This is a genomic window from Caballeronia sp. dw_276 (assembly GCF_018449635.1).
In the GTDB taxonomy this organism is placed as follows: domain Bacteria; phylum Pseudomonadota; class Gammaproteobacteria; order Burkholderiales; family Burkholderiaceae; genus Caballeronia.
Window position 1 is genome coordinate 194,646 of record NZ_JAAVUV010000003.1, and the last position, 17,528, is coordinate 212,173.

14 protein-coding genes are annotated in these 17,528 nt (G+C 59.2%); 7 read left to right on the forward strand and 7 right to left on the reverse strand.

The window, feature by feature from the left end:
• Positions 1-79: 79 nt before the first annotated feature.
• The 4 genes from fixL (at position 80) to HB633_RS06810 (ending at position 6,685) form a co-directional block, all read left to right on the forward strand.
• Positions 80-2,608: a PAS domain-containing sensor histidine kinase gene (gene fixL, locus HB633_RS06795; protein ID WP_213777364.1), complete on the forward strand. Its 2,529-nt coding sequence runs from the start codon at positions 80-82 to the stop codon at positions 2,606-2,608.
• Complete coding sequence (gene fixJ, locus HB633_RS06800) at positions 2,605-3,252, forward strand: oxygen response regulator transcription factor FixJ (RefSeq protein ID WP_060816916.1); 648 nt, start codon at positions 2,605-2,607, stop codon at positions 3,250-3,252. The genes fixL and fixJ overlap by 4 nt, the downstream gene beginning before the upstream one ends.
• 262 nt (positions 3,253-3,514) lie before the next feature.
• Positions 3,515-4,378 carry a bifunctional methylenetetrahydrofolate dehydrogenase/methenyltetrahydrofolate cyclohydrolase FolD gene (gene folD, locus HB633_RS06805; RefSeq protein WP_213777365.1) on the forward strand — a complete coding sequence of 288 codons (864 nt, stop codon included), beginning with the start codon at positions 3,515-3,517 and terminating at the stop codon, positions 4,376-4,378.
• A gap of 174 nt (positions 4,379-4,552) precedes the next feature.
• Positions 4,553-6,685, forward strand: coding sequence for a M3 family metallopeptidase (locus tag HB633_RS06810; RefSeq protein ID WP_213777366.1), 2,133 nt, complete (start codon positions 4,553-4,555; stop codon positions 6,683-6,685).
• A gap of 69 nt (positions 6,686-6,754) precedes the next feature.
• Here HB633_RS06810 and HB633_RS06815 read toward each other — a convergent pair whose 3' ends face one another.
• On the reverse strand, positions 6,755-8,029 hold the full coding sequence (locus HB633_RS06815; protein ID WP_213777367.1) for an amidohydrolase family protein: 1,275 nt from the start codon (positions 8,027-8,029) through the stop codon (positions 6,755-6,757).
• A 246-nt stretch (positions 8,030-8,275) separates the two neighbouring features.
• On the opposite strand from HB633_RS06815, the gene HB633_RS06820 reads away from it, so the two are divergent.
• Together HB633_RS06820 and xth are read left to right on the forward strand one after the other, a co-directional pair.
• Complete coding sequence (locus HB633_RS06820) at positions 8,276-8,569, forward strand: addiction module antidote protein (RefSeq protein ID WP_213777368.1); 294 nt, start codon at positions 8,276-8,278, stop codon at positions 8,567-8,569.
• A 27-nt stretch (positions 8,570-8,596) separates the two neighbouring features.
• Positions 8,597-9,373 carry an exodeoxyribonuclease III gene (xth, locus tag HB633_RS06825; RefSeq protein ID WP_213777369.1) on the forward strand — a complete coding sequence of 259 codons (777 nt, stop codon included), beginning with the start codon at positions 8,597-8,599 and terminating at the stop codon, positions 9,371-9,373.
• Between the two features lie 33 nt (positions 9,374-9,406).
• On the opposite strand, the gene ntrC is transcribed toward xth, so the two are convergent.
• The 3 genes from ntrC to glnA form a co-directional block, all read right to left on the reverse strand.
• Entirely contained in the window at positions 9,407-10,900 is a 1,494-nt protein-coding gene (gene ntrC, locus HB633_RS06830) for a nitrogen regulation protein NR(I) (protein ID WP_213777370.1), read from the reverse strand.
• A 135-nt stretch (positions 10,901-11,035) separates the two neighbouring features.
• The gene (gene glnL, locus HB633_RS06835; protein ID WP_213777371.1) at positions 11,036-12,181 is read right to left on the reverse strand and encodes a nitrogen regulation protein NR(II); all 1,146 of its coding nucleotides are present in this window, start codon (positions 12,179-12,181) and stop codon (positions 11,036-11,038) included.
• A 168-nt stretch (positions 12,182-12,349) separates the two neighbouring features.
• Positions 12,350-13,765, reverse strand: a complete 1,416-nt coding sequence (glnA, locus tag HB633_RS06840; RefSeq protein ID WP_061999036.1) for a type I glutamate--ammonia ligase — start codon at positions 13,763-13,765, stop codon at positions 12,350-12,352.
• Positions 13,766-14,130: 365 nt separating this feature from the next.
• Between glnA and HB633_RS06845 the strand changes: the two genes are divergently transcribed.
• Positions 14,131-14,595, forward strand: coding sequence for a rhodanese-like domain-containing protein (locus HB633_RS06845; RefSeq protein WP_213777372.1), 465 nt, complete (start codon positions 14,131-14,133; stop codon positions 14,593-14,595).
• Positions 14,596-14,622: 27 nt separating this feature from the next.
• On the opposite strand, the gene HB633_RS06850 is transcribed toward HB633_RS06845, so the two are convergent.
• The 3 genes from HB633_RS06850 to HB633_RS06860 all read right to left on the reverse strand — a co-directional run bounded on the left by HB633_RS06850 (position 14,623) and on the right by HB633_RS06860 (position 17,523).
• The gene (locus HB633_RS06850; protein WP_213777373.1) at positions 14,623-15,435 is read right to left on the reverse strand and encodes a molybdopterin-binding protein; all 813 of its coding nucleotides are present in this window, start codon (positions 15,433-15,435) and stop codon (positions 14,623-14,625) included.
• 18 nt (positions 15,436-15,453) lie between these two features.
• Positions 15,454-16,311 carry an EI24 domain-containing protein gene (locus HB633_RS06855; RefSeq protein WP_213777374.1) on the reverse strand — a complete coding sequence of 286 codons (858 nt, stop codon included), beginning with the start codon at positions 16,309-16,311 and terminating at the stop codon, positions 15,454-15,456.
• Positions 16,312-16,497: 186 nt separating this feature from the next.
• A complete protein-coding gene (locus HB633_RS06860; protein WP_213777375.1) occupies positions 16,498-17,523 on the reverse strand; it encodes a sterol desaturase family protein in 1,026 nt (341 codons plus the stop codon).
• Positions 17,524-17,528 lie beyond the last annotated feature (5 nt).

Below are 17,528 nucleotides of genomic sequence, written 5' to 3' on the forward strand. Positions count from 1 at the left end.
TGTCCTTGCGATCAAATGCCAACCTTTTGAAGCCTTTTTACGCCTTTTAACAGTCCTTCGCTGCGTTACAATTGCGCGCATGTTGACCGACCGGTTTTTCGCACGCTCGGCCCGCTCGTCGAAGAAACTCAACGACACGGCGCCGACCCGCTGGCACCACGGACCGTGGTGGTCGAACTCGTATTTACTCACGCCGCTGATCTCCATTCTGGTCTTTCTCGTCGTGATGAGCCTCATTTTATGGAGTCTCAACCGGCGCGAGCAGCAGCAACAAGAAGACACGCTGTATCGAAATGTCGCATGGGCTCAGCAGCAGATCCGGCTGTCCATGACCGGGGCGCAAGAACAAATCCAGGCGCTCTCGCGCGATATTGCGAGCGGTCACGGCGATCCCCAGTCGTTCCAGAGTTCCACCGGCGACATCATGCAGGGGCATCCCGAGATCCTCTACATGAATTGGTACACGGCGCAGCACAAGCCGCGCTGGCCGAATACGCCATTGCCGGTGCTCGGTTCGCGCCTCGCCAAACCCACGGACGCGCAATTGGACGACGCCGTCCAGGCCGCCTTCGACGAAGCCCGCACCACCCGCCGCCAGATCTATTCGCCTCTTCTCTACGATGACGTCGGCAACGGCTACATCACGTTGCAAACGCCGGTGTATCGGGATCGCGACTTCCTGGGCTCCATTGCCGCGGTGTTTTCCATCGAAGGAATTCTGAAGCACGACATTCCTGGCGAGCTTTCCGCGAAGTACAAGATTTCCATCACCGATCTGAACAATCGCGAACTCGCGACCACGTCTACCCGGCCGCGTCTGCCGCGCGACATGTTCTACGATTTGCCGCTCGATCCGCCGGGACAAGGTGTATCGGTACGCGTTTATTCGTATCCGCAACTCACGAATTTCACCAATAACACGCTCGTCTGGCTCGTCGCAGGTTTGTCGTGCTTCGTATTGTGGAGCCTCTGGAGTCTCTGGAAACACACGCGGCAACGGTTCGAAGCGCAGCAAGCGCTTTATGCCGAAGCCTTCTTTCGCCGCGCGATGGAAAACTCCGTGCTCATCGGCATGCGTGTGCTCGACATGCACGGCCGGATCACGCACGTGAATCCCGCGTTTTGCCGGATGACCGGCTGGGACGAAAGCGATCTCGTCGGCAAGGTGGCGCCCTTCCCATACTGGCCGAAAGACGCGTATCCGGAGATGCAACGGCAACTCGACATGACCTTGCGCGGCAAGGCGCCGTCGTCGGGTTTCGAATTGCGCGTGCGCCGCAAGGATGGATCGTTTTTCCACGCGCGGCTGTATGTTTCTCCGCTGATCGACAGTTCGGGACGCCAGACCGGCTGGATGTCTTCGATGACCGACATCACCGAACCGCGCCGCGCCCGCGAAGATCTCGCCGCCGCGCACGAGCGCTTCACGACCGTGCTCGAAAGCCTCGACGCCGCCGTGTCCGTGCTCGCTGCCGACGAAGCCGAACTGCTGTTCGCGAACCGCTACTACCGGCATTTGTTCGGCATTCGTCCGGACGGCCATCTGGAACTCGCGGGCGCGGGATTCGATACAGCACAGGCATCGTCCGATTCAATCGATATGGTCGATACCTACGCCGGCCTTCCCGCCACCGCGCTGACCGAAAGCACGTCGGACGCGCAGGAAGTGTATGTGGAAGGCATCCAGAAATGGTTCGAAGTACGCCGCCAGTACATTCAGTGGGTGGACGGCCACCTCGCGCAGATGCAGATCGCGACCGATATCACCACGCGCAAGCAGGCGCAGGAACTTGCCGACCAGCAAGAAGAAAAGCTCCAGTTCACCAGCCGCCTGATGACAATGGGCGAGATGGCGTCGTCGCTCGCGCACGAGCTGAATCAGCCGCTCGCCGCGATCAATAATTATTGCTCGGGTTGCGTCGCGCTCGTGAAATCGGGCCGCATGACGCAGGATGCGCTGTTGCCCGTGCTCGAAAAAACCGCGCAGCAGGCGGTGCGTGCAGGCATGATCATCAAACGCATCCGCGAATTCGTGAAACGCAGCGAACCGAAACGCCAGCCGACGCGTGTCAGCGACATCGTGGCGGACGCCGTTGGTCTTGCGGAAATCGAAGCGCGCAAACGCAAGATCCGCATACTCACCGAGATCCGCTCGCGCATGCCGGTCATCCATGTGGACCCGGTGCTGATCGAACAAGTGCTTGTGAATTTGCTGAAGAACGCTGCCGAAGCCATGCACGACGCCAAGCCGAACGCCGTGGATCCGGTGATCCGCGTGGTCGTGCAACGCACTGATGGCGGCTTTGTCTGCATCAGCGTGGTCGATCAGGGGCCGGGCGTGGACGAAGCCACCGCCGAGCGCCTGTTCGAGCCCTTCTACAGCACCAAGTCCGACGGCATGGGCATGGGCTTGAATATTTGCCGGTCGATCATTGAATCGCATCGTGGACGGCTTTGGGTGGTGAACAATATCGACACCGCCGGAAACGTTACGGGCGCAACATTCCATTGCAGTTTGCCAATCGGAGAAGCCGACAGTCCGGGTAATAGCGGGCAGGAGGCTCTCAGCCATCAACCCACACAACAAACTGTTACGGGAGAGCTATGAGCACAGTCACCACTCAGGAAACGGTCTTTGTCGTCGACGACGACGAGGCCGTGCGTGATTCTTTGCGCTGGCTGCTTGAAGCCAATGGCTACCGCGTCTCGTGTTTTGCGAGCGCCGAAGCGTACCTCGACGCGTACCTCCCGATCGCCCATTCCGGCGCGATCTCATGTCTGATACTCGATGTGCGCATGTCCGGCATGAGCGGTCTCGAGTTGCAGGAAAAGCTGATTGCAGAGAATTCGCTGCTGCCGATCATCTTCGTGACGGGTCACGGCGACGTGCCCATGGCTGTCTCGACCATGAAGAAGGGCGCGATGGATTTCATCGAAAAGCCGTTCGATGAAGCCGAGTTGAGGAAGCTGGTCGAGCGCATGCTGGATAAGGCGCGCACCGAAAGTTCGAGCGTGCAGCAGCAACGTGCCGCGGCTGAACGGCTGGGCAAGCTCACGGCACGCGAGCATCAGGTGCTTGAGCGGATCATTGCCGGACGTCTGAACAAGCAGATCGCCGACGATCTGGGCATCAGCATCAAGACGGTCGAGGCGCACCGGGCGAACATCATGGAAAAGCTGTCCGTGAATACCGTCGCCGATCTGTTGAGGCTCGCGCTTTCCAACAAGCCGCAGACGCAACAGGCGCAGTAAAGCTTTTATTGTTGCATCGGCGCGCCGGGTGTTGGCCCGGCGCCGCCGAGAAACCGGTTACCGCGTTCAGCATTCGCTACGAACGCGACTCAACGTCAGTTTTCAAACTTCCCGCCACGTTCTGCGCGTACATATCCGTCGGGCCATGACGGGTATAATTCAAGACCGATCGCAACGTCGCGCTTTTGGAAAACCCATCGCACGACAGCCTCCCGCGCTCTGCGCCCTTCAAGCACCCAGCGGCTTCCCCGCCCAGATCTCCATGACTGCCCAAATCATCGACGGCAACGCCCTCTCCAAGACCCTTCGCGCCGATGTCGCAGCACGCGCCGCCGCCCTCACCGCCCGTGGCCAGCAACCCGGCCTGGCCGTTGTTCTCGTCGGCGAAAACCCGGCCAGCGAAGTCTATGTCCGCAACAAGGTCAAAGCGTGCCAGGACAACGGCCTGCATTCCGTGTTCGACCGCTTTCCGTCCACGCTCACGGAAAGCGAGTTGCTGGCGCGCATCGACGACCTGAACAACGATCCGAACGTCCACGGCATCCTGGTTCAACTGCCGCTGCCCAAACATATCGATGCCCACAAGGTCATCGAAGCGATCGCGCCGGCCAAGGACGTCGATGGCTTCAGCGTCGAGAACGCGGGCGCCCTGATGACCGGCAAACCGCTGTTCCGTCCCTGCACGCCCTATGGCGTGATGAAGATGTTCGAGGCGCACAAGATCCCGCTGGAAGGCGCAAATGCGGTCGTGATCGGGCGCTCGAACATTGTCGGCAAGCCGATGGCCATGCTGCTGCTCGAAGCCGGCGCCACGGTCACCATTACGCACAGCAAGACTCGCGATCTCGCGGCGCTCACGCGCAACGCGGACGTGGTCGTGGCGGCAACCGGCCGGCGCAACATCCTGACGGCCGACATGGTGAAGCCGGGTGCAACGGTAATCGACGTAGGCATGAATCGCGACGAAAACGGCAAGCTTTGCGGCGACGTGGATTTTGCCAATGTGAAAGAAGTCGCCGGATTCATCACGCCGGTGCCGGGTGGCGTCGGGCCAATGACGATCACCATGCTGCTGGTCAATACCATCGAAGCCGCCGAACGGTCGATGCAGCAAGACCGCGACTGATTCACCGCGCGACGCTCGCGGGCATTGCATCAATTGCCGCCGTAGTCAGAAACGATTTGAGAATTGGCCAAGGCGTCCCCACAATAGACTGATCACCGTCGATTGGGCGCGTCATGTTTCACGGCGTGTCGTCGCGTTTTTTCATTAGAGATTTCATCCGAGACCGGGAGAGTCATGTCCAGTTCGACACCATCGAATACCGCGAATCAAGCTCAGTCCCAAGTCAACGGCAACCCGCTGCTCGACTTCTCCGACCTGCCCCTTTTCAACGACATCAAGCCGGAGCACGTCACGCCCGCGCTGGACGTGCTTCTCGCCGATGCAAAAGCCGCCGTCGATCACGCCGCCGCGCCCGAAACACCAGCGACCTGGCATGACATCGTGGAGAGCGTCGAGCGCGCGAGCGAACGGCTGTCGCGCGCGTGGGGCGTGATCGGCCACCTGAACGCCGTCGCCGATACCCCCGAATTGCGCGCCGCCCACGCTGAGAACCTACCGCGAGTCACCGAGTTTTCGGCGAGCGTGGGACAGAATCTGGCGCTTTACGAAAAGTACAAGGCAATCGCCGCGAGCGAAGAACACGCAACACTCACAGCCGAGCAGAAGAAATTGCTCAGCAACGAACTGCGCGGTTTTCGACTGTCGGGCGCCGAATTGCCCGAGGACAAGAAGCCCCGTTTCGCGCGTTTGCAGGAAGAACAGGCGGCGTTATCGAAGGCGTTTTCCGATCACGTGCTCGATGCCACCAATGCGTTTTCGTACATCGTGACGAATGAAAGCGAGCTTGCGGGCTTGCCGGAAGACGTGATCGAAGCGGCGCGCGAGGCCGCTCAGAAAGAAGGCGTGGAAGGCTGGAAATTTACGCTGCATTTCCCGTCGTATTTCCCGGTCATGCAGTACGCCGAACATCGGCCGCTGCGTGAAGCGATTTATCGCGCGTATGTGACTCGGGCGTCGGAGCTGGGCGCGAATTACGGCCGAGGCAAGCCCGAATGGGACAACACGGCGAACGTGGTCGAGCAGTTGAAGCTGCGTGAGGAAGAAGCGCACGCGCTCGGCTACCAGAACTTCGCCGAAGTTTCACTCGCGCCGAAGATGGCCGAGTCGCCGGCGCAAGTGGTTTCGTTCCTCGAAGACCTCGCGGTGCGCGCGCGTCCGCACGCCGAGCAGGACTGGATGGAACTGCGCGCGTTTGCCGCGACCGAGTTGGGCATGCCCGAATTGCAGCCGTGGGATTCGACCTTCGCTGCCGAACGCCTGCGTCAGCAACGCTATTCGTTTTCTGAAAACGAAGTGAAGCAGTATTTCCCGCAAGAAGCCGTGTTGAAGGGCTTGTTCAAGGTCACCGAGACGCTGTTCGGCGTTTCGATTCGTCGCGATGAAGCCCCAGTCTGGAATCCGGACGTGCGCTTTTTCCGCGTCGAGAACAAGGATGGCTCGCTCGTCGCGCAGTTCTATCTGGACCTGTACGCCCGCGAGGGCAAACGCGGCGGCGCATGGATGGACGACGCCCGCTCGCGCCGCAAGAGCTCGGATGGCGGCGTGCAGACGCCCGTGGCGTACCTGACCTGCAACTTCTCGGCGCCCGTCGGCGGAAAACCCGCGTGCTTTACGCACGACGAAGTCATCACCCTGTTCCACGAGTTCGGCCACGGTTTGCATCACATGCTGACGCGCGTCGACGAACTGGGCGTGTCTGGCATCAATGGCGTGGAGTGGGACGCGGTGGAACTGCCGTCGCAGTTCATGGAGAACTTCTGCTGGGAATGGGACGTTCTCACCGACATGTCCGGTCACGTAGACACAGGCGCAACCTTGCCGCGCGAACTTTTCGACAAGATGCTGGCGGCCAAGAACTTCCAGAGCGGCCTGGGCACGTTGCGCCAGATCGTGCTGTCCATGTTCGATATCCAGCTTCACAGCAACTACGATCCGGCAGGCGCCACGAACGTCAACGACTTTGCGCGCGAGATCAACGAGCGCTTCCACGTTGTGCCGCAAGCGCCCTTCTCACGCTGGACCAATACCTTCACGCACATTTTCGCTGGCGGGTATGCCGCGGGGTACTACAGCTACAAGTGGGCGGAAGTGTTGTCGGCGGATGCGTATGCTGCTTTCGAAGAAGCGGCGAAGGCCGGCGGCGGATCGGTACTGGATGCTGAAACCGGCATTCGTTACCGGCGTGAGATTCTCGAGGTAGGCGGTAGCCGGCCGGCCATGGACTCGTTCAAGGCGTTCCGTGGGCGTGAGCCGAATATCGACGCATTGTTGCGCCATAACGGCATGTCGCCGACGACAGCGCACTGATTGGTTGGTTTAGAGTCGATGAAAGCGGTCCCTCGGGGCCGCTTTTTTGCTTTTTTCTTGATAAGCGGCTCACCGATTCAGCCTGAAATTCACTTCGTCCGGCCGCCCTTCCAGGCTCAGTTTCGCGCGCATCGAAGGTGAACGGCTGACCACCTTGCCGCGCCGAAGCACGGCCGTACGTGCTGCCCGCAAACGAATCGCTTCAATCGGATCGCGCGCGTCCAGCACCACGCAGTCCGCGTTGTTGCCCACCGCAATCCCATATCCTTCGATGCCCAGAATCTTCGCCGGCGTTGTCGTCACAGCTTCGAATGCGGCACGCATCGCGTCGATGCCCGTCATCTGCGCCACGTGCAAGCCCATGTGCGCGACTTCCAGCATGTCGCCGGAACCGAGGCTGTACCACGGGTCCATCACGCAGTCGTGGCCGAAAGCGACATCGACGCCCGCCGCCATCAGTTCAGGCACGCGCGTCATGCCGCGACGTTTGGGATAAGTATCGGCGCGACCCTGCAAAGTGATGTTGATCAGCGGATTCGCGATCGCGGCGACCCCCGAATCACGGATCAACGGGATCAGCTTGCTCACGTAGTAGTTGTCCATGGAATGCATGGACGTCAGGTGCGAACCGGTGACACGCCCCTGCAAGCCCAGTCGATGCGTTTCTGCAGCCAAGGTTTCTATGTGCCGCGACATGGGGTCATCGGATTCGTCGCAATGCATGTCAACCCGCAAGCCCTTCTGTGCCGCGAACTCACAAAGCAGGCGCACGGACTCGGCGCCATCGGCCATCGTGCGTTCGAAATGCGGAATGCCGCCGACTACGTCCACGCCCATCGATATCGCACGCTTCAGGTTTTCAAACGCACCCTTGCTGCGCAGAATGCCATCCTGCGGGAACGCCACGAGCTGCAAGTCGAGATACGGTCTCACGCGACGTTTGACTTCGAGCAACGCCTCGACCGCAAGCAGGCGCGGATCGCAAACGTCGACGTGAGAACGGATCGCCAGCAAACCGCGCGCGACAGCCCAGTCGCAATATTGCATTGCTCGATCGACCAGTGCTTCTTGAGTTAGCTCGGGCTTCAGCTCGCCCCACAACGCGATCCCTTCCAGCAACGTTCCCGATGCATTCACGCGCGGCAAGCCATAGGACAGCGTGGCGTCCATGTGGAAATGGGCATCGATGAACGGGGCCGTGACGAGAGAACCCGCAGCATCGATTTCCTCAGGCGCGGTGGCGTCGAGCCGCGGTTCGATGGCGGAAAACCGGCCGTCCTTGATGCCGAGATCCACGGGATCGCGCGAAAGGGCGAGCGCTGCACGTCGAATGATCAGGTCCATGGGGTCGTCCTTTTTGGATGTCTTCGGGACATTGTAGCGGGACAGAAAGGCGAATTTCGACGGTGCCGAGCGCGTTAGCCATTCGGTCTACTGGAAGTGCAAGAGCGTGCAAATTAAAGTGATCTGCATGCCCGAATCACAATGCTCGATCGCCCAGTACATTGAATCGATGTATCCGATAAGATACACTCGACACCGAACATCCCGTCTTCTATGGTGTTCACGCCTGACTTCGCCAGGACCGAAATGAATTTGACTCACACTTCAACATTTAGCCCCTCCGACTATCTCGATAGCGAAGAGGCCGTCGCGGCTTATTTAAATGAAGCGCTTGCCTCGGGCGATTCGGACATTCTGCTCTCGGCACTCGCTGGCGTTGTGAAAGCCCGCGGCATGTCGAAAGTCGCGTCCGACGCCGGCGTGCAGCGCGAGAGCCTATACAAGTCGCTGGCCGAAGGCGCGAAACCCCGCTTCGAAACTATCCAGAAAGTGGCTGCCGCGCTGGGCGTGAAACTCGTCGCCGTGCCGCTGCATCACTGATCAGAGTCAAACACAAACATCCACCACATGAAAATCGCCACCTGGAACGTCAACTCACTCAAAGTCCGCCTGCAACACGTCATCGACTGGCTGGCAACGAGCGGCGTCGATGTACTGTGCCTGCAGGAACTCAAGCTCACCGACGACAAATTCCCGGTCGCCGAACTCGAAGCTGCCGGCTACAAGAGTTGGTACGCAGGCCAGAAAACCTATAACGGCGTCGGCATTCTGGTGCGCAGCGGTCTCACCGTCGATGAAACTACGATCGTGCGCAACATACCCGCTTTCGAAGATCCGCAACAACGCGTGATCGCCCTGACCGTAGAGGGCGTGCGGATCATTTCGGCCTACTTCCCGAACGGACAGGCGCCGGGCACCGAAAAATTCGCGTACAAGATGCGTTGGCTGGAAGCGCTGCGCGACTGGATAGAAGTCGAGATGAAAACCTATCAGCAACTGGCGCTCCTCGGTGACTACAACATCGCGCCGGAAGACCGCGACGTTCACGACCCGAAAGCGTGGGAAGGCCAGAACCTCGTGTCACCCGATGAGCGTGCGCACTTTGTTCAACTCATCGAACTTGGTCTAACGGATACCTTCCGAAAATTCGAGCAGCCGGAAAAGCTTTATACGTGGTGGGATTATCGGATGCTCGGATTCCGGCGCAATGCGGGCTTGCGTATCGATCACATTCTCGTGACCGCAGAGCTTGCCGCACGCTGCACCGCATGCGAAGTGGACAAGGTGCCGAGGAAGTGGGAACAGCCGTCAGATCACGCGCCTGTGATCGCGACCATCAGCTAGATGGGGCGGGGACGGAACTGTCCCCGCTCCTGATCACGCGTCCAGATGCAATTCCTGGATCTTGCGTGTGATCGTGTTGCGGCCAATACCCAGGCGCTCAGCCGCTTCCACTTTTCGGCCGCGCGTGAAGTCGAGCGCCTCGCGAATCACGGCCGCTTCGAAGCGTCGCGCGAGTTCATCCATGACGTCGGCGGTATTCTCGCGCAACAGACGCGCGACCTCGGTACGCAAGCCGTTTTCCCAGATGCTTGCAGGAATTCCGGCAGGCGGCGCACCAAGTGCCGCCGGCACGCCGTTCGAGAGACCTGCACTCGATGCAGTACCCTCCACCGCCGACGCCGTCAGCGCGGTACTCTCGCCGGCATATTCCTGAGTCGGCGTGAGGTCGGGCGGCAAATCCTTGCGCTCGATAGTCTGCGCAGGCGCCATCACCGTCAGCCAGTTGCAGAGGTTTTCAAGCTGCCGGACGTTACCCGGAAACGGCAACGATGCAAGAAACGTGAGCGCATCTTCAGACACACGCTTTGGCTCTACGCCCAGATCGCGCGCGCTCTTTTGCAGGAAGTGGCGCGTGAGCAGCGGAATGTCTTCGCTGCGTTCGCGCAACGCGGGCAGCCTCAAGCGGATCACGTTCAGCCGGTGATACAAGTCCTCTCGGAACAAGCCTTGGCGTACGCGCGACTCAAGGTTTTGATGCGTCGCTGCGATTACACGGACATTCGCCTTCAACGGGTTGTGCCCGCCAACTCGATAAAACTGTCCATCCGACAATACGCGCAACAGTCGCGTTTGAAGATCGAACGGCATGTCGCCGATTTCGTCGAGAAACAGCGTGCCGTTTTCAGCTTGCTCGAAACGCCCCTGCCGCATGGCCTGGGCGCCCGTGAACGCGCCGCGTTCGTGACCGAACAACTCGGACTCGAGCAGGTCCTTCGGAATCGCCGCGGTGTTCAGCGCGATGAAGGGCCCGTTCGCGCGCGGGCTATGGCGGTGCAGCGCGCGGGCGACAAGCTCTTTTCCGGTGCCTGATTCGCCCGTGATGAGCACCGTTGCGGCGGAATGTGAAAGACGGCCGATCGCGCGAAACATGTCCTGCATCGCCGGCGCCTGGCCGAGCATCTCCGGCGTTTCGGTAACGCTGTTGTCGTAGGCCGCTTCGCCTCGCATGCTTTCATCGACGGCGCGGCGAATCAGTTCGACCGCCTTGTCCACGTCGAACGGCTTCGCAAGGTACTCGAACGCGCCGCCCTGGAATGCGGCGACGGCGCTGTCGAGATCGGAGAACGCCGTCATGATGATGACTGGCAGGCCGGGCAACTTGTCCCGCACGGTTTGCAGCAATTCGAGGCCCGAGCCACCCGGCATGCGGATGTCGGACACGAGCACTTGCGGGCTTTCCTGTTCGAGCGCGGCGAGCGCGTCGCGGACGCCGGAAAAACTGCGCGTCGCGAAGTTCTCTCTTGCGAGGGCTTTCTCAAGCACCCAGCGGATGGATTGGTCGTCGTCTACTATCCAGATCGGCTTCATATAGTTCGGCGAGATGTCTTCGTGTGGTTCGGTTTAAGCCCGTCGAAACGGTCAGGCGCATGAGCGCTTTTCAAAATATCGATGAACCCTCGTGATTGATCGTCAAATGACTTCGCGATTGCCCGGCGAGGCCGCTCATCCTTCGAACGGCAACAGGATCGTGAACTCGGTGCAGCCCGGCTTGCTCTCCACCTCGATCAAGCCGTCGTGTTGCTGCACGAAAGTCTGCGCGAGCGTGAGGCCAAGTCCGCTGCCGTCCTCTCGGCCCGATACGAGCGGATAAAAAATCCGGTCACGTATCTCTTCAGGAATGCCTGGACCGTTGTCAGTGATATGCAAGTCCAATGCCAGTTTGTGTAAGCGTTTGCCAATCGTCACTTTGCGCGCGATGCGCGTGCGCAACTCGATGCGCGCATCGCCTTGCGAAATCCGTTCTCGCAACGCTTCCGCCGCGTTGCGAACAATGTTGAGCAACGCCTGGATCAGTTGCTCTTTGTCGCCGCGCAGGTCGGGCACGCTCACGTCGTAATCGCGATCGAGCGTGAGGCCGCGCGGAAACTCCGCGAGAATCACCGCGCGCACGCGCTCGCAGACTTCGTGAATGTTCACATCACCCACAATATGCGGATGCCGATGCGGCTCAAGCAAACGGTCGACAAGCGTCTGCAGCCGGTCCGACTCCTTGATGATTACTTGCGTGTATTCGCGCAGCTCATCGCGTTCCCGTGCACCCAGCTCGAACTCGAGCAGTTGCGCGGCGCCTCGAATACCGCCGAGCGGATTCTTGATTTCGTGCGCGAGATTGCGGATCAGTTGCTTGTTGACCGCGGTGAGATCGTGAATCCGTTCTTCGCGGTCGGTCTTCAGATGCCGCTCGTTCTCGAAGAGTTCGAGCAGCACATAATTAGGTGCGACTTCCAGATAAGCGACGATCGCATGCACGTGCAGCGCCTCGCGGCCGGGACGTTCGAGTACGGCGTCGAGATGAGTTGCGTTGAACCTGTGATCGGCGATAGACGCAATGGTCGTCACCAACTCGTCGGCGTTGGCAAACAATTCGGGCCATGCGGTTTGAGCCAGTTGCTTGCGCGAACGTTCGAGCATGGCTTCGGCCGACGGATTCGCGAAAGCAATTTTCAGCGTCGACTTGTCCAGCACAAGCACGACCGTGGGCAACGCTTCCATGCCCGGCAGCAAGTTGGTGGCAACGAGCGTGGCGTCGTCGGACAGCGAATTGTCGGGAAGACTCTTTCTCGCCTTGATGAGATTCTTGAGAACCATCGTGCAGTGAGACCCGGTCTTGAAACTGGTGAGACGAAGATCCGGCGATCAAAAAAAGGGACGGCACGCCGTCCCTTTTCCGTTCACCTGACACTTCTGCTTCGCATCGAGCGGCGCGCTTCTCCGGAGACCGGAATCCCGGCGACCGAAGAAGCGCGCGCCATCCGCTTACAGCGAGTAGTACATCTCGAATTCGATCGGATGCACAGCCTGGCGATAGCGCTGCAGTTCGGTCGTCTTCAGTTCGATATACGCATCGAGCATCGAATCCGTGAACACACCGCCCACCGTCAGGAACTCACGGTCGGCGTCGAGTGCGTCGAGCGCCTGATCCAGGCCGGCACACACGGTCGGGATCTTTGCATCTTCTTCCGGCGGCAAGTCGTACAGATTCTTGTCCGCAGCTTCGCCCGGATGGATCTTGTTCTGCACGCCGTCGAGACCGGCCATCATCAGCGCCGAGAAGCACAGGTACGGGTTCGCCATCGGATCCGGGAAACGCGTTTCGATACGGCGACCCTTCGGGTTCGACACGTGCGGAATGCGGATCGAAGCCGAACGGTTCTTGGCCGAGTAAGCCAGCTTCACCGGTGCTTCGAAGTGCGGCACGAGACGCTTGTACGAGTTCGTCGACGGGTTCGTGATTGCGTTCAGCGCACGAGCGTGCTTGATGATCCCGCCGATGTAGAACAGCGCGAATTCCGACAGGCCTGCATAACCGTCGCCGGCGAACAGGTTCTTGCCGTCCTTCCAGATCGACTGGTGAACGTGCATGCCCGAACCGTTGTCGCCAACGATCGGCTTCGGCATGAACGTCGCCGTCTTGCCGTACGTGTGCGCCACGTTCTGAACGATGTACTTCAGCTGTTGCGTCCAGTCAGCGCGCTGAACGAGCGTCGAGAACTTCGTGCCGATTTCGTTCTGGCCTTGACCCGCCACTTCGTGGTGATGTACTTCGACCGGAATGCCGATTTGCTCGAGCAACAGGCACATTTCCGAACGGATGTCCTGGAACGTGTCGACCGGAGCAACCGGGAAATAGCCGCCCTTCGTGCCCGGACGGTGACCGGTGTTGCCGCCTTCGAATTCCATCGACGACGACCACGGTGCTTCTTCCGAACCCACCTTGACGAAGCAACCCGACTGATCCGCGCTCCAGCGCACCGAGTCGAAAATGAAGAATTCCGGCTCCGGACCGAAGAACGCTGCGTCGCCCAGACCCGAGCTCTTCAGGTAGGCTTCAGCGCGTTTTGCCAGCGAACGCGGGTCGCGCTCATAGCCTTTGCCATCCGACGGTTCCACGACGTCGCACGACATCACGAGCGTCGACTCTTCATAGAACGGGTCGATAAACGCGGTGTCCGCATCCGGGATCAGCAGCATGTCCGACGCTTCAATGCCCTTCCATCCGGCGATAGACGAACCGTCGAAAGCGTGGCCGCTTTCAAATTTGTCTTCGTCGAATGCCGAGACCGGCACCGAAACGTGTTGCTCTTTACCGCGCGTGTCGGTGAAACGGAAGTCGACAAACTTGACGTCCTCGTCCTTGACGAGTTGCATGACGTCGGCCACGGATTTGCTCATTACCTATCTCCTGATTAACAAAATCGACGAACACTTATTCGCCGCCTAACCGATTCAAAACCATCGGCATAGTCAAAAGCAGCTTCCATGCCAAGTGCACCAATATTGCGCTAAGCGATTGAAGCTGCGCGCTTTTTCGGGGAAGCACAACAATTCGGAAAGATGTGATTCCACAACTGCAAAATTCTTTTGCACCAATTTTGTGCTAACCGCCGTTTGGCTCATAACGTTAGCACTGATTCGGGGCGATTCAAACACTACGCACTGTTTTGATGCAGCGTTATGACCTATCGCACCTGGCACATTGACGCCCCACCGGCACGCTAGAATGCCTGATTAAAATGTCCGATTGGAGACCTTCGTTCATGAGCACGCTCGAACAGTTATATGCCCAAGGCACCGGCCGCGCCGTGGAGAACCAGCTTTCCTACGCCGGCGCTGTTCTTCCGGCTGAAGCCTTCGAACTACTGCAACTCGATCCTTCCGTGCGTCTTGTCGACGTTCGTACGCGCGCCGAACTCGACTGGGTCGGACGGCCTGCCATCGATACCGCCCAGTACTCGCATGTTGAGTGGATTCAGTACCCGGGCTCGGTGCCGAACACGGCCTTCATTCAGCAATTAAGCGAGCTTGCCGCGCCCGATACGCCGATCCTGTTTCTTTGCCGAAGTGCCGCACGCTCGAAACTGGCGGCGGTAGCAGCACAGAATGCGGGATTCACCAAAGCCTTCGACCTGCTTGAGGGTTTTGAGGGCGACAAAGACGCGCATGGCCACCGCAAGACCGTTTCAGGATGGTGCTTTCGCGGCTTGCCGTGGCTCGGCGCATGAACATGACAGCCGGACACTCCGCAAGGCTTATTGCGCTGCGCCCGGCTCAACTTCCACAATCTCGCCGCCCAGCGCGGCGACACCTTCGCGCAGCCGTTCAAACGCCGCATTGGCCACCTCCGGCTCACCCTTGACGCCGAGATCAATATGGGCGCGCCCAAACACTTCGCCACGGGCTGTATCGCCAACGCTTGGCAAGCTGAAAACCCGCACGCCTGCAAAATCCCGTTCGATGGATTCCATGAGCGGCGTGATGCGCGACTCCGGCAAACCAAAAACGAATAACGATCGCTCCACATAGGGCGTCGCGTGATGCAGCTCGGCGTATTTGTTGTCGAGCACCCACTCGATCATGGGCCACGCCATGACCGGAAATCCGGGCACGAAATGGATGTCTCCGACCGAAAACCCTGGAATACGGTTGTAGCTGTTTGGGATGATGCTCGCGCCCTGCGGAAACGTTCCCATGTTCAGCCGATGCAGATTGTCCGGCGCATTCAGGTCTGCAGGTTTGTCGCCTGCCGTTTCCCGGATGCGCGCACGGATCAGCTCAGCCGCTTCCGGATGCAATTCCAGCGGGACACCTAATGCCGCAGCCGCACATTGACGCGTGTGATCGTCGGGTGTGGCGCCAATGCCGCCGGTAGAAAACACAACGTCGCCCGAAGTAAATGCCCGCTTGAGCGTGGCCGTGATGCGCTCGCGGTCATCGCCGATATATTCCGCCCAGTCCAGCGATAGCCCGCGCGCAGACAACAATTCGATAACTTTTGGCAGATGCTTGTCGGTCCTTCGACCGGACAAGATTTCGTCGCCAATGATGATCACGCCAAAGCCCATGAATGCTCCCAGTAGAAATTAGCCCGAAATCCGCAGTTCAGTCGATGCGACCGGACCGCTCAGTGGTGGCGCTGAATTCGCGGTCTCGATCCGCAGGCGCTCCAGCGCATGCAAACAATAATGCGCAAACCAAAGCGCCGAGAAAACAAGAATGAACGCATAAATCCAGATCGTCGCCGCAGCGACGACAGGAAACAACGGCAGCAGCCACACTGACCATGCCCACAGCATGGTCGGCAGCGACCCGAGCAATCCGCTGACCACACCAATGCCGAACAACGGCCAACGCGCGCGACGCACGATCGTGCGTCGCTCTTCAGCGCTTGCATGCAACGCGAGCGCGTCGTAAGTCATCACGCGGTATGTCAACCATCCCCACAGCACCGGCGGGATGATTGCAAAAAACGGCGGAATCAACCACAACGGCAACGTAACGACCAACAGCACCAGGCAGACAACGGTGGTGACCACAGAATGCCCGAGACTCCCGTACCACGATCCACCGCGCCGCATCTCAAGCGATGCGTACTGGCGCCGCGTCAGCAGTTTGATTACGGACGGCATTGATAGCGTCGCGATAAGCAGCAAAATGGTCACGACGATCAACGGAATCGCCATGATCACGATAAAAAACGGCGCAATCACCGCATGCAGAGACGAGAATCCGACAGAGTCGAAGATCCGGTACATAGCCGACGTAAGGGCCCAACCATCAAGCCAGTTACGCGCGGCGCCAGTCAGCGTTTGCCAGAAAAACCAGAGGACACCGCCCCATGCAACTGTCGCCACGGCGAAGGGCATGAACGTCAGCCAAAGCATTCTGGGATGAAACGCGTTCGCGAGCGCACGCACGAACGAACGCAACAAGTCATTCATGCAAGGATCGTTTGAGAGGTAAAGGAGACAGGATAAACCAGAGAGCGCATTGCGCGCTGCTCGACCGGATGGCTAACGTCGGTAAGTAAACGCAATTCGCCGGCACTAGGCCGGCGAGCAAGGCGGATGCGGTAATGAGGATGTGCCGAGTCAATACCGAGCGAGAATACCCGTGGCAGTCAGCCGTCAAACGGCCGCGGCGTCCGAGTCCGAATCTGGGGCACGCATCCCACGGTGTGCCCTGATGCGCTCTCCAATGCGCTTGAACGCGAGCAAGTGCTGTGCGATGAAACCATCGCCATAATCGCGCCCTGACGCCTCCGCGACCGGCAGTTGGTCGCGAATGCCGGTCGGCTCAAGCTCGCGGTTCCACGAAACGCTTCGGAAAATCATGTCCCACCAGGGAAACAACACGCCGAAGTTGCAACCGTACGTGGTGCCCTCATGACCAAATCCAATTGCGTGGTGACGCCGGTGAAACGTCGGGCTTACGAGCAGACGCTCGCCGAGCCAGCCAAAATGCACGCGGATATTCGCATGCTGAACGCTTTGCATCATGTTCGTGATCGCGAGAAGCACTACGAATTGCGACGGCTGCACTCCGATCACCAGGGCGACGGTGGCGAAGTATCCCGCTTGCAAAATATTGTCGAGCAAATGGTTGCGGTCGTCGGTCCACAGCGACATTTTTTGCTGACTGTGATGAACCGCGTGTAATTCCCACCAGATACCGATCCGGTGCTCCATTCGGTGATACCAATAGCCAGCGAAATCGAGTACGAGCAAGTAAATCAAGAACGCGACGATTGGCTGCGAGGTCACACCCGGCCACAGGTTATCGAGCTGGATATTCGAAATGTTATGCAGCCGCAACCAGCTTTGGAAACTGTCGAAGAACGGCTGGAACGTGAAGAAGAAAAACAGGTTCAGGATGCCCAGCTTGACGATCCACGTGTACAGAGCGTCCACTCGAACGCCTTTGCGGTCCTGCCACTTCTCGGCGGGTCGCAAAGCTTCCAGCGGTCGAAGGATGGCGTACATGACGAGTACTTCAAGTACACCTATGATCACCCAATACAGTGCGTCATAAGTGTCTTCGTCATAGCCCATCAGGCCGACTTTAAACAGAACTGGCTGTACGACCTCTATGTACAGCCATGTCTGCATTGTCGAGACGACCGTATCCAGCATGGAAAGGATGGAATGAAACATGAAAC

Coding starts and splice junctions, on each gene's coding strand:
- fixL (WP_213777364.1), top strand. CDS start 80: ATGTTGACCGACCGGTTTTTCGCACGCTCGGCCCGCTCGTCGAAGAAA.
- fixJ (WP_060816916.1), top strand. CDS start 2,605: ATGAGCACAGTCACCACTCAGGAAACGGTCTTTGTCGTCGACGACGAC.
- folD (WP_213777365.1), top strand. CDS start 3,515: ATGACTGCCCAAATCATCGACGGCAACGCCCTCTCCAAGACCCTTCGC.
- HB633_RS06810 (WP_213777366.1), top strand. CDS start 4,553: ATGTCCAGTTCGACACCATCGAATACCGCGAATCAAGCTCAGTCCCAA.
- HB633_RS06815 (WP_213777367.1), bottom strand. CDS start 8,029: ATGGACCTGATCATTCGACGTGCAGCGCTCGCCCTTTCGCGCGATCCC.
- HB633_RS06820 (WP_213777368.1), top strand. CDS start 8,276: ATGAATTTGACTCACACTTCAACATTTAGCCCCTCCGACTATCTCGAT.
- xth (WP_213777369.1), top strand. CDS start 8,597: ATGAAAATCGCCACCTGGAACGTCAACTCACTCAAAGTCCGCCTGCAA.
- ntrC (WP_213777370.1), bottom strand. CDS start 10,900: ATGAAGCCGATCTGGATAGTAGACGACGACCAATCCATCCGCTGGGTG.
- glnL (WP_213777371.1), bottom strand. CDS start 12,181: ATGGTTCTCAAGAATCTCATCAAGGCGAGAAAGAGTCTTCCCGACAAT.
- glnA (WP_061999036.1), bottom strand. CDS start 13,765: ATGAGCAAATCCGTGGCCGACGTCATGCAACTCGTCAAGGACGAGGAC.
- HB633_RS06845 (WP_213777372.1), top strand. CDS start 14,131: ATGAGCACGCTCGAACAGTTATATGCCCAAGGCACCGGCCGCGCCGTG.
- HB633_RS06850 (WP_213777373.1), bottom strand. CDS start 15,435: ATGGGCTTTGGCGTGATCATCATTGGCGACGAAATCTTGTCCGGTCGA.
- HB633_RS06855 (WP_213777374.1), bottom strand. CDS start 16,311: ATGAATGACTTGTTGCGTTCGTTCGTGCGTGCGCTCGCGAACGCGTTT.
- HB633_RS06860 (WP_213777375.1), bottom strand. CDS start 17,523: ATGTTTCATTCCATCCTTTCCATGCTGGATACGGTCGTCTCGACAATG.